Origin of the sequence: Methylobacterium sp. 174MFSha1.1 (genome assembly GCF_900116815.1) — a bacterium.
GTDB lineage: Bacteria > Pseudomonadota > Alphaproteobacteria > Rhizobiales > Beijerinckiaceae > Methylobacterium.
Map to the genome: position 1 here is coordinate 33,458 of NZ_FPCB01000004.1, position 11,822 is coordinate 45,279.

General features: G+C 71.3%; 10 protein-coding genes and 1 riboswitch. Of the genes, 7 read left to right on the forward strand and 3 right to left on the reverse strand.

Annotated features, from left to right (window positions below; all coding sequences use genetic code 11):
• Nucleotides 1-55: 55 nt before the first annotated feature.
• The 4 genes from BM430_RS00175 to rpoD all read left to right on the forward strand — a co-directional run bounded on the left by BM430_RS00175 (nt 56) and on the right by rpoD (nt 7,391).
• Entirely contained in the window at nt 56-508 is a 453-nt protein-coding gene (locus tag BM430_RS00175; RefSeq protein ID WP_093564138.1) for a GatB/YqeY domain-containing protein, read from the forward strand.
• Nucleotides 509-824: 316 nt separating this feature from the next.
• Nucleotides 825-2,918 (forward strand): methyl-accepting chemotaxis protein, encoded by a 2,094-nt coding sequence (locus BM430_RS35495; protein WP_093564140.1) that lies wholly within the window; start codon nt 825-827, stop codon nt 2,916-2,918.
• 368 nt (nt 2,919-3,286) lie between these two features.
• Nucleotides 3,287-5,197, forward strand: coding sequence for a DNA primase (gene dnaG / locus BM430_RS00185; protein WP_093564142.1), 1,911 nt, complete (start codon nt 3,287-3,289; stop codon nt 5,195-5,197).
• Nucleotides 5,198-5,393: 196 nt separating this feature from the next.
• The gene (rpoD, locus tag BM430_RS00190; RefSeq protein ID WP_093564144.1) at nt 5,394-7,391 is read left to right on the forward strand and encodes an RNA polymerase sigma factor RpoD; all 1,998 of its coding nucleotides are present in this window, start codon (nt 5,394-5,396) and stop codon (nt 7,389-7,391) included.
• Between the two features lie 61 nt (nt 7,392-7,452).
• Here the strand turns inward: rpoD and BM430_RS00195 are convergent, their stop codons facing one another.
• Nucleotides 7,453-7,707, reverse strand: a complete 255-nt coding sequence (locus BM430_RS00195) for a DUF2798 domain-containing protein (protein ID WP_093564146.1) — start codon at nt 7,705-7,707, stop codon at nt 7,453-7,455.
• Nucleotides 7,708-7,968: 261 nt separating this feature from the next.
• Here BM430_RS00195 and BM430_RS00200 point away from each other — a divergent pair, with 261 nt between their 5' ends.
• The 3 genes from BM430_RS00200 to thiS all read left to right on the forward strand — a co-directional run bounded on the left by BM430_RS00200 (nt 7,969) and on the right by thiS (nt 10,876).
• Nucleotides 7,969-9,216, forward strand: a complete 1,248-nt coding sequence (locus tag BM430_RS00200; protein WP_093564148.1) for an adenylate/guanylate cyclase domain-containing protein — start codon at nt 7,969-7,971, stop codon at nt 9,214-9,216.
• 49 nt (nt 9,217-9,265) lie between these two features.
• A riboswitch (TPP riboswitch) is annotated at nt 9,266-9,396 on the forward strand.
• A 65-nt stretch (nt 9,397-9,461) separates the two neighbouring features.
• Entirely contained in the window at nt 9,462-10,667 is a 1,206-nt protein-coding gene (gene thiO / locus BM430_RS00205) for a glycine oxidase ThiO (RefSeq protein WP_177302871.1), read from the forward strand.
• Complete coding sequence (thiS, locus tag BM430_RS00210) at nt 10,664-10,876, forward strand: sulfur carrier protein ThiS (RefSeq protein WP_093564152.1); 213 nt, start codon at nt 10,664-10,666, stop codon at nt 10,874-10,876. The genes thiO and thiS overlap by 4 nt, the downstream gene beginning before the upstream one ends.
• A gap of 387 nt (nt 10,877-11,263) precedes the next feature.
• Here thiS and BM430_RS00215 read toward each other — a convergent pair whose 3' ends face one another.
• Both BM430_RS00215 and BM430_RS00220 read right to left on the reverse strand, forming a co-directional pair.
• A complete protein-coding gene (locus tag BM430_RS00215; RefSeq protein WP_093564154.1) occupies nt 11,264-11,476 on the reverse strand; it encodes a hypothetical protein in 213 nt (70 codons plus the stop codon).
• Between the two features lie 88 nt (nt 11,477-11,564).
• A complete protein-coding gene (locus BM430_RS00220; RefSeq protein WP_093564156.1) occupies nt 11,565-11,810 on the reverse strand; it encodes a hypothetical protein in 246 nt (81 codons plus the stop codon).
• Nucleotides 11,811-11,822: the final 12 nt, after the last annotated feature.

Consider the following 11,822-nt stretch of genomic DNA (forward strand, 5'->3'; position numbering starts at 1 on the left):
CAAGTGCCCCGCCTTTCAAGTGTCTTGTAACACACGACAACACCAGGAGACCGGCATGCTGCGCCAGCGCCTCACCGCCGAGATGAAGGAGGCCATGAAGGCCGGCGACAAGGCGAAGCTCGCCACCGTCCGGCTGATCCAGGCCGCCCTCAAGGACAAGGACATCGAGGCCCGCGGCCTCGGCAAGGAGCCGCTGGCCGAGGAGGAGATCCTCTCGCTGCTCCAGAAGATGATCAAGCAGCGCAACGAATCCGCCACGGTCTACGACCAGGGCGGCCGGCCCGAGCTCGCGGAAGGCGAGCGCGCGGAGGCCGCGATCATCGCCCAGTATCTGCCCCAGCAGATGGACGAGGACGAGACCCGCGCGGCGATCCAGGCCGCCATCGCCGAGACCGGCGCCGCCTCGCCGAAGGACATGGGCAAGGTCATCGCCGCCCTGAAGGGCCAATATGCCGGCCGGATGGACTTCGCCAAGGCGAGCGGCCTGGTGAAGGGGATGCTGGCCTGACGCGCGCGTCCGGGCTCCGCCGGGAAAGGCCTCCCATGGCGGGGCCCGGCTCCGAGCCCCGCCGGGAAGGCCCTCCACGGCGGGACTTCGCCACCCGCCGCGACGGTCCGGGCCCTCCCGCGTCGCGGTTTCACGGTATCGGCCGTACTGGTTTTGTAGACGGCGCATTACTCTCGCTGCTCGTTAGGTATTCGCGGATCAAGGTTCTGATACAAGTACGAACACTGCGACAGTTAGGCCTTCATTAGGGAAGTTGTCGTCATCTGCACCCGGATCGACGTGAAGCCTGGGCGGCTTCCAGCATTCGGAGGCCGCGGTGAGGTCGTTGTTGTCCATCCGGGCCCTGGTGCTCGGGATCGCGCTCGCGCTGGGCGCGATCGTCGGCGCCATGACGCTCGACGGGGTGGTCACGGCCTGGAACGGGCATCGCAGCGCCGGAACCGTCGCGGCGGCGGCGAAGCTCGACCAGCGCATCCTCGAGGCGATGCAGGCCTTCCGCTCCGAGCGCGGCGACACCGCCGCGACCTTGAGCCTGTCGGGCGAGCAGGTCGGGGCGATGCGCAAGGTCATCGACGGCCATCGCGGCCGGGTCGATGCGGCGATCCGGGCGCTCCTCGCCGCGCCTGCCGACCTCGACGTGCCGGGCCTCGCCGGAACCCTGAAGGACCTGGATTCCGGCTACCGCGACCAGCTCGCCCTGCGGAAAGCCGCCGACGAGGCCTACGGCCTCGAGGCCGGCGCCCGCGACAAGGCCCTGGCGCCCCGGGTGCTGCAGACCGGCGACGCGGTGCTGACGCGGCTCGAGCGGGTCTCGGCCGCGCTGGAGCGGCAGATGGGCCGCCTCGATCCCGAGAGCCGGGTGCTGACCGGCGCCAAGAACAATGCCTGGGCGACCCGGGCCACCGCCGGCTCGCTCGCCGTGGTGGTCAACACCGTCCTGTCGAGCCGGACGCCGCTCACCCCTGAGCAGGCCGAGGCGGTGCAGGTCCTGCGCGGCCGCTACGAGGCGACGTGGAAGCTCGTCGAGGCCGCGACGGCCGACCTGCCGCCCCGCATCGCCGAGGCGGTGACGGCGGCGCAAGGAGCCTACTTCACGCCCGAGGTGACGACGACGATCCAGCGCAACCTGCGTGCCTTCGGGTCCGGCGCCGAGCCCGCCATGTCCCTGCCCGAGTGGCAGAAATTCGTCACCCCGAAGCTCAACACCATCGTGGCGGTGGCGAACGAAGCCCTCGCCGCCGGCGTGCAGGCGGCGGACGCGGCGGCCGAGGCGGCGCAGGGGCGGCTGATCGCCAACGCGGCCCTGTTCGGGGCGGCGCTCGTGCTCGTGGCCTTGAGCTGCGCGGTGGCGCATGTCCGCATCGCCCTGCCGATCCGCCGCATGACGGACGCGATGCAGGCCCTGGCCGAGGGCGACGCCACTGTCACGGTGCCGGCGCAAGGCCGCCGCGACGAGGTCGGCGCGATGGCCGCCACCGTCCAGGTGTTTCGCGACAACCTGATCCGCACCCGCGCCCTCGAAGAGGAGACGGCGCTCGCCCGCGCCTCGGCCGAGGAGCAGCGCCGGGCCGGCATGCGCCAGATGGCGGACGCCTTCGAGCACGCGGTCGGCGGCATCGTCGGCCAGGTCGCGGCCTCCGCGACCGAGCTCCAGGCCACCGCTGCGGTCATGACCGACGGCGCGACGCGGACCGCCGGCCGCTCCGGCGCGGTCGCCGCCGCCGCCGGCCAGACAGCCGAGAATGTCGGCACCGTCGCGGCCGCGGCGGAAGAACTCGGCGCCTCGGTCCACGAGATCGGCCGCCAGGTCTCGGGCTCGGCCGCGCTCGCGCGCAACGCCGTCGACGAGGCCGCGGGCACCGCCGGCCACATGCGCGAACTGAGCGAGGCGGTGTCGCGCATCGGCGACGTCGTCGGGCTGATCTCGTCGATCGCCAGCCAGACCAACCTGCTCGCCCTCAACGCGACGATCGAGGCGGCCCGCGCCGGGGCGGCCGGCCGCGGCTTCGCGGTGGTGGCGGCGGAGGTGAAGGAGCTGGCGGGGCAGACGGCACGAGCCACCGAGGAGATCACCGGACAGATCAGCCGCATCCAGGGCAAGACCGGCGATGCGGTCGCGGCGATCGAGGCGATCACCGGGCGCATCGCCGAGATCAGCCGCACGTCGGTGGGGATCGCCGCGGCGGTCGAGGAGCAGGGCGCAGCGACCCAGGAGATCGTCCGCAACGTCGCCGAGGCGGCCTCGGGCACCCATGCGGTGACGCACACGATCACCGCCGTGGCGGGCGCGGCCGAGGAGACGGGGGCCGCCGCGACGCAGGTTCTCGCGGCTTCGTCCGAACTGTCGCGGTACTCCGAGCAGCTCTCGGCCGAGGTCGCGCGCTTCCTCGCCACCGTGCGGGCGGCGTGACGACCTCATCAAGCAAATGCGGGTCTCCCCTCTCCCCGCCCACGGCAGGACTGTCCGGGGAAAAGAATGGCGCGGGAACCCTCCTCTCCCCGCGGGCGGGGAGAGGCCTGAGCTCCGGAGGGGCTCAGGGAGCCCGCAGGGCGAGGGTGAGGGGGTTTCGACGAGTGAGACTCCTCCGGAAACACCCCCTCGCTCCGGCTTCGCCTGCGCTTGCCGTGTCCCCTGAACGGGCACACGGCCCTCTCCCCGCCCGCGGGGAGAGGGGAAATCCGCGCCCGTCCGCCGATCCCCGATCCGTTAGGACTCCGCTGACCAAGACGCGCTACAAGGCAGATCCCTCGGCAGATCCCTCGATCGGACCGTCACCCTTGCGCTATCCGCCCCACCTGCTCGAAGAGATCCGCTCCCGCCTGCCGGCCTCCGAGGTCGTCGGCCGGCGCGTGCGCCTCAAGAAGGCGGGGCGGGAATGGCGCGGCCTGTCGCCGTTCAACGCGGAAAAATCGCCGTCGTTCTACGTCAACGACCAGAAGCAGTTCTACCACTGCTTCTCGTCGGGCAAGCACGGCGACATCTTCACCTTCGTGATGGAGACCGAAGGAGTCTCGTTCCCGGAGGCCGTGGAGCGCCTGGCCAACGAGGCCGGGGTGGCGCTGCCGGCGCCGAGCGAGGCCTCGCGCGAGAGCGAGACGCGCCGCCGCGGCGCGCTCGAGGTGATGGAGCTGGCCTGCATCTTCTTCGAGGAGCAGCTGGCCGGCCGCGCCGGGGCGCGCGCCCGCGACTACCTCGCCGGCCGCGGGCTCGACGGCGAGGTGGGCCGCACCTTCCGCCTCGGCTACGCCCCGCCCGAGCGCTACGCGCTCCGCGACTACCTCGCGGCCCGCGACGTGCCGGCCGAGCTGATGGTGGAGCTGAACCTCCTCACCACCGGCGACGACATCAAGGTGCCGTTCGACCGGTTCCGCGACCGCGTGATCTTCCCGATCCGCGACGTGCGCGGCCGGGTGGTGGCCTTCGGCGGCCGCGGCATGAGCCCGGACGCCAAGCCCAAATACCTCAATTCCTCCGAGACGCCGCTCTTCCACAAGGGGCGGATGCTCTACAACCACCACGCCGCCCGGAAGAGCGCGCACGACACCGGCCGGGTGATCGCGGTCGAGGGCTACGTCGACGCCATCGCGATGACGCTCGCCGGGCACCCGGAGGTGGTGGCCTCCCTCGGCACGGCGCTGACGGAGGACCAGCTCGCCCTGCTCTGGCGCATGGCCGACGAGCCGATCCTGTGCTTCGACGGCGACGGCGCCGGCCGGCGCGCCGCCTACCGCGCCCTCGACGTCGCGCTGCCGGCGCTCCAGCCCGGAAAGTCGCTGCGTTTCGCCCTGATGCCGGAGGGCCAGGACCCGGACGACCTCTTGCGCACCGGGGGCGCGGGCGCCATCGACCGCGTGCTCGACGGCGCGAGGCCGCTCGTCGACGTCCTGTGGTCGCGCGAGACCGAGATGAGCCCGGTCGACACGCCGGAGCGGCGGGCCGGCCTCGCCCAGCGCCTGCGCGAGATCGTCAACGGCATCCGCGACGAGACCCTGAAGCGCTACTACCGCGACGAGATCGAGGCGCGCCTGCGCTCCCTGAGCCCCAATGGGGGCGCCCGCCGGGAGGGCGGGGGCGACCGGGCGTACCGGGAGCGGACGCCCTTCGTGCCGCGTGGGCGCGGGCAGCCCCCGGCGCCGGTCTCGCCGCGGCTCACCGCCCGGGCGAGCCCGCTGCTGGCCCGCTCGTCGCTGTTCTCCGGCGGCTCGTCCTCGCGCGAGGCCCTGATCGTCGCGGCTCTCCTGGTCCATCCGGAGCTGCTCGCCCGCGAGGCCGAAGAATTGGCCGAGGTCGAGTTCGAGGGGGCGGATGCGCGGTCCTTGCGCGGCGCGCTGCTCGATCTCGCGGCGGAGGGCGGGGCGGGCGACGCCGCCTTCCTCGACGCGCGGCTGGAGCGGGCCGGGCTCGCGGCGGCGGCGGGCCGGGTTGCCGGCCTGGTGCGCCCCGGCGACCGCTGGGTGCTCGATCCGCACGCCGATCCCGTGCGGCTGGAGGACGCGCTCCGGCAGGCCGTGATCTTGCACCGCAAGGCTGGAACGCTACATAGCGAACTCCGGGCCGCCGAACGCGCCCTGGCGGATGAGGAGACGGAGGCCAACTTCGCCTGGCTGCGCGACGTGAAGACCCGCCTCTCCGTGGTGGCGGGCGCCGAAGCCGAGGCGGAGGTGACCGAAGAGACGGAATCGCACTGACGCCGAACCCGACTCGGGCGAGGTGCGGCTTGCGGCTTCCGTCCGGACTAGTTAACGGCAAGTCGATCGAATGGCTTGCACATTTGCGTGAGTTCCTGGGGCGGCTCGTGCGCCGTCCGACGAGACATCACGGTGCCGGCACGGCGGGAGCCTCCCCCGCCTGGGCACTGCCGACACCGGGAAGCATAGGCTGAGCATGGCGACGAAGGCAACGGAACGAGACGAGACCGAGGCGGCCCCCGAGCAGCAGACCGACGGCCCGCTCCTCGACCTGACGGATGCCTCCGTCAAGCGGATGATCAAGCTCGCCAAGAAGCGCGGCTACGTCACCTACGACGAGTTGAACGAGGTGCTGCCGCAGGAGGAATTCACCTCCGAGCAGATCGAGGACGTGCTCGGACAGCTGTCCGAGCTCGGCGTCAACGTGGTCGAGGCCGAGGAGGCCGACGAGCAGCAGGGCGAGAACGCGCCTCAGGAAGCCGCCGAGGAGGAAGAGGCGAGCGAGGGCGGCGAGGTGGCCGAGGTCGCCGCCGCGCGCCCCGTCGCGCTCCGGGCCGAGACCACGAAGGAGCCGACGGACCGCACCGACGATCCGGTCCGGATGTACCTGCGCGAGATGGGCTCGGTCGAGCTCCTGTCGCGTGAGGGCGAGATCGCGATCGCCAAGCGGATCGAGGCCGGGCGCGAGGCGATGATCGCCGGCCTGTGCGAGAGTCCGCTGACCTTCCAGGCCATCATCATCTGGCGCGACGAGCTCGTCGACGGCCGGGTGCTCCTGCGCGACATCATCGACCTCGAGGCGACCTATGCCGGCCCCGACGGCCGCGCCGGCCCCGCCGAGGGTGAGGTCGAGGGGGAGGGCGACGAGGAGGCCGAGGGCGAGACCCCGCCGGAGGGCGAGGGCGACGAGGACGACCTCGAGAACAACGTGTCGCTCTCGGCGATGGAAGCCGAGCTGAAGCCGCGCGTGCTCGAGACCTTCGACGCGATCGCCGAGAACTACCGCAAGCTGCGCAAGGTCCAGGCCGAGCAGGCCGAGACCCGGCTCAAGGGCGCCGCGGCTTCTGAATCGCAGGGGCAGCGCTATTCCGAGCTGAAGAACACCGTCGTCGCCGACGTGAAGTCGCTGTCGCTGAATTCCAATCGCATCGAGGCGCTGGTCGAGCAGCTCTACGACATCAACAAGCGGCTGATCTCGCACGAGGGCCGCCTGATGCGGCTCGCCGAGAACCACGGCGTCGCCCGCGACGAGTTCCTGCGCCACTACCAGGGCTACGAGCTCGATCCGCACTGGGTCGAGCGGGTGGCCAAGCTCGGCGGCAAGGGCTGGAAGAACTTCACCGAGCGCGGCGCGGTAAACATCCTGACCCTGCGCGAGCAGATCATCTCGCTCGCCTCCGAGACCGGCCTGGAGATCCAGGAGTACCGGAAGATCGTCCACATGGTCCAGAAGGGCGAGCGCGAAGCCCGCCAGGCCAAGAAGGAGATGATCGAGGCGAACCTGCGGCTGGTGATCTCGATCGCCAAGAAGTACACCAACCGCGGCCTGCAATTCCTGGACCTGATCCAGGAGGGCAACATCGGCCTGATGAAGGCGGTCGACAAGTTCGAGTACCGCCGCGGCTACAAGTTCTCGACCTACGCCACGTGGTGGATCCGGCAGGCGATCACCCGCTCGATCGCCGACCAGGCCCGCACGATCCGCATCCCGGTGCACATGATCGAGACGATCAACAAGATCGTCCGGACCTCGCGCCAGATGCTGCACGAGATCGGCCGCGAGCCGACCCCGGAGGAGCTGGCCGAGAAGCTGGCGATGCCGCTGGAGAAGGTGCGCAAGGTCCTCAAGATCGCCAAGGAGCCGATCTCGCTGGAAACCCCGATCGGCGACGAGGAGGATTCCCACCTCGGCGACTTCATCGAGGACAAGAACGTCGTCCTGCCGATCGACGCGGCGATCCAGTCGAACCTGCGCGAGACCACCACCCGGGTGCTCGCTTCGCTCACCCCCCGCGAGGAGCGCGTGCTGCGCATGCGCTTCGGCATCGGCATGAACACCGACCACACCCTCGAGGAGGTCGGCCAGCAATTCTCGGTGACCCGCGAGCGCATCCGCCAGATCGAGGCCAAGGCCCTGCGCAAGCTCAAGCATCCGAGCCGGTCCAGGAAGCTGCGGAGCTTCCTCGACAACTGAGACTCTGGACCCGATTCGAAGAAGGGCCCGGCAGGCAAATCGCCTGCCGGGCCCTTCTTCGTCAGCGCGGCGGCGCCACGATCCGCGCCACCGCGCGCCGCACCAGCGGCAGCACGAGCAGCAGCGTCGGGAAGGCGACGAGCCAGGAGAAGCCCCAGGCGCGCGGCCAGTGCCACACGAGGTCCGGAGTGACCCCGTGGGCGAGCAGGGTCGAGATGCCGGAAACGACGCAGGTCATCAGGACGGAGAGGAGGAACGCGGTCACCAGCGGCGCGGAGGAGGCCGGCAGGCGTCGCGGAGAGGAAGGAGAAGACATGACACGTCTTTCGGAACAGGCTCTCGGCCCGGACGATGCGGCACGCACCCGCCCGGTGCCAATCACCTGAGGGAGCGCGTTGCTTGACGTGAGACGCTTACGGCCGGCCGGAGCATGGCCCGGCGACGAACTCAGGCTTAGCAGGACCGAGGGCCGATGCCAAGGAGGTCCGATCCCGGGCCGGCGGGCCGGTTGTCCGTAGCCAAGCCTTCTCCGCGATCAAGCCTTGCCGTCCCGCGGCGCAACGCCCATGTCAGACCCATGTACGACCAGCCTCGCACCAACCCGGTTCCGACGCCCACGGCCGCGGCGGACGGGTCGGAGGCGAGCGACATCCCGATCGGCCTGTTTCGCGACTGCGTGGCGCTCCGCGACTGGCTGCTCAGCGAGGGGGCCAGATTGCCGGAATCCGGCGACCTCCTCGCCGGCATGGCCGAGCGGCTGAACGACCTCGGCGTGCCGGTCGACCGCGCCACCACCGCCATCGACGCGCTGCACTCGGACTATTCCGGCGTCGGCCGGTTCTGGACCCGGGAGGACGGCGTCAGCTTCCGCCTCTTCCCGCATGGCGAGGCCAGCGAGAAGGCGCTCGCCCGCAGCCCCTTCGCCCATGTCTACGCCACCGGCGAGTGGCTGATCCTCGACCTGCGCGAGACGCCGGACGACCGCTTCAGCATCGTCCCGGAGCTTAAAAGCGCGGGCTTCACCCATTACATCACCGTGCCGCTGTTCTTCACCAACGGCACCAAGAACGGCGTCACCTTCGCGACCCGAGATCCGCGCGGCTTCGGCGACGACGACCTGGCGATCCTGCGCTTCATCGTGCCGACCCTGTCGGCGGTGATGGAGATGCGCGGCCTCAACGCCCGGCTCGACCACGTCTTGCGGGTCTATGTCGGCGACGGGCCGCATCAGGCGATCCTCGCCGGCTTCATCCGCCGCGGCCAGGTCGAACGGATCCGCTCAGCGATCCTGTTCGCCGACATGCGCGGCTATACCCGCCTCACCGATGCGCTGCCGCCCGAGGCCTCGGTCGAACTCCTGAACACCTATTTCGACTGCCTGGTGCCGCCGATCGAGAGCGAGGGCGGCGAGGTGCTGAAATACATGGGCGACGGCCTTTTGGCGATCTTCCGCGAGAGCGGCGACGATCTCGGCGGCGCAGCGCAGGGCGCCCTCTCGGCGGCGCAGGCCGCGCTCCGCCGCGTCGAGGAGGCCAACCGCGCCGGGCGCTTCCCCACCCGCATCGAGGTCGGCATCGCGCTCCATCACGGCGAGGCGGCCTACGGCAATGTCGGATCGGGCGCGCGGCTCGATTTCACGGTGATCGGCCGTGACGTGAACCTGGCCAGCCGGCTGGCCAAGCTCAACAAGGTCCTGTCCGAGCCGCTCCTGATGTCGAAGCCCTTCGTCGACTTCCTGTGGGGCGACCCCGAATTGCTCGGCACCCACCCCCTCGACGGCTTCGCCGAGGAGATGGCGATCTACCGTCCGGGCAAGGGTGGTTGAGACGCGGATGAAGACCGGTTGACGGCGGGCCCGTCCCTCGCCAGATAGCGGGTGTTCCAGGGAGATCCCCGACAAGGGGCTGAGACACCGCTGGACCGGCCTTTCAGGCCCGGTCAGCGCGGAAATCCTTCGAACCTGATCCGGCTCATACCGGCGTAGGGATTGGACAGGATCCTCGTGGATCCGCGCGCATCATCCGGCCACCGGGCGCAGTCCACTCTCTTCGGGCCACCGTGGAGACGAGGGTGCACGCGCAGACGATCGGACGGCGGGGCGGACCGAGCCCGAGCCCGGAGAGCGACCGGTTGCCTGAACGAGCCGACGCCGCGGTGATCGGCGCCGGGCTGATCGGCCTGTCGGTCGCGTGGCGCCTGGCGCGCGCGGGCCTCTCCGTCGCGGTGATCGAGCGCGGCCGCGTCGGCGACGGCGCCAGCCTCGCTGCCACCGGCATGCTGGCCGCGGCCGCCGAGCACGAGCCCGGGGGCGAGGTTCTGTCACCGCTCTGCCTTGAAAGCCAGCGCCTCTGGCACCCGTTCCGCGACGAGCTGGAGGCCGAATCGGGCCTCTCCATCGATTACCGCCGCGAGGGCACACTGGTGATCGCGCTCGGTCGCGACGAGGTCGAGCGGCTGCGCTTCCGCCACGAGTTGCAGCGCCGCGACGGTCTGTCCGTCGAGTGGCTGTCCGGACCCGCCATCCGCGCCCGCGAACCGGGCCTGCGCCCCACCGTCACCGCCGGCCTCTTCTGCCCCGACGACCACCAGGTCGATCCCGCCCGCGTGATGGCCGCCCTGCGCCAGGCCTTCCGGGCCGCGGGCGGGCGCCTCGTCGAGGGGACCATGGTCACCGCGCTCACCCGCGAGGGCGGCCGGGTCACCGGCGTCGAGACCTCCGCCGGTACGTTCAGGGCCGGCACCGTCGTCCTCGCCTCCGGCGCCTGGGCCGGGGAGGGGGGGCTGGTGCCCGACCTCGCCCTGCCGGTCCGCCCGCTCAAGGGCCAGTCCATGGCGCTGCAGATGACGCCGCGCAGCGGGCTTCTCTCTCACGTGGTCTGGACCGAGCAGGTCCACATGGCGCCGAAGGGCGACGGCTCGCTCATCGTCGGCGCCACCGTCGAGGAGGCCGGCTTCGATCCGCACCTCACCGGCGGCGGCCTCTACGCCCTGCTGGAGGGCGCCCGCCGGGCGCTGCCGGGGGTCGAGGAGATGCGGGTGGAGGGCATCTGGAGCGGCTTTCGCCCGACCTCCGACGACGACGCCCCGATCCTCGGCGAGGCCCGGCCCGGCCTGGTGCTGGCCGCCGGCCACCACCGCAACGGCTACCTCCTGGCCCCGGTCACCGCCGAGGCCGTCGCCACCCTGATCCTGTGCGGCGAGACGCTGCCGGTGGCCGCGCCCTTCGGCCTGTCCCGGTTCGCCCCGCCGCCCTCCCTTCGAAGCGAGACCGCATGAAGCTCCTCGTCAACGGCGAATCCCGCGACAGCGAGGCCGCCACCCTCGACGCCCTGTGGCGCCAGGAGACCGCCGACCTGGACCTGCCCGGCCCGCAGGGCTTCGCCATCGCGCTCAACGGCGCGGTGGTGCGCCAGCGCGACTGGGCGGCGACGGCGCTCGCCGAGGGCGACCGCGTCGAGATCGTGCGGGCGATGCAGGGGGGGTAGGAACGAGCGTCCGTCTTGAACGACGTAGCCGTGCGTCGCGAGGTATGGGCCCATTCCCGTCCAGTTTCATCCCCGCCCTTTCCCGGACGACTGGAACGAAGTGGAAGGAGATCCGGGATCCAGCACAGATGTCGCGAAGCGTCCGCCTGTCTGCACCGTTGCAAGAGACAGAGCCGCTTCGCGGCGAGTCCTTGCGCTGGATCCCGGATCTCCTTCCGCTGACGCTGCAGTCGTCCGGGAAAGGGCCGTGCCTTGCGACAGGCAGCCAGGCTGAAAGCACTGTGCTCGTGGGCCTCGACAGGTCCGACGACGCCGTGATGCTCGTATTCAGGGCGCGGGTGAGGGTCTGGACCGGCGTCCCGATGATCTCAAGCCGTGACGAGGTCTTCAGAACCCCCCGGTCCGCCACAGCGCCAAAGCCGCCGCGACCAGCACGGCGACCCAGGTGCCGGCGACCAGCGTCAGCACGCGGCGGCGCCCGGATCGGGGGCGGTTGTCGTTGGCCGCGCGGCGCAGCCTCACGGCGGCGGCGGCGTAGCCGTGGGTGGACGCCGCGATCGTGGCCGGGCGGGCAGGGGCGGTCTTGCGCAGGCTCGTCATGGCGATTCGTGCTCGTCGGACGACGATAGCACGCGCGCGAGCGGAACGTGAGCCGGCCGAACGACGCAAGCCGTGCTGTCTCATGCCGTCAGGACGAGAGCCGGACGGGGCGGGCGACGGATCGGGGGGCGTGTTCGTCGATCCAGTGCGGGCTGAGCACGGCGCCGTCCTCGGTCACGATCCACGGCAGCGCCTCGGGATCCTCCGCCGCGACGGCCGCCGCCAGGGCGGCGCGCAGGGTGGGATAGCGGCGCGTCTCCCGCGGCCCCGGCGCGGCGCGGGCGCCGTGCCAGACCATCAGCTCGGCCGGGCGCTCCATCTGCGGCTGCGACATCGTCGGACTCCT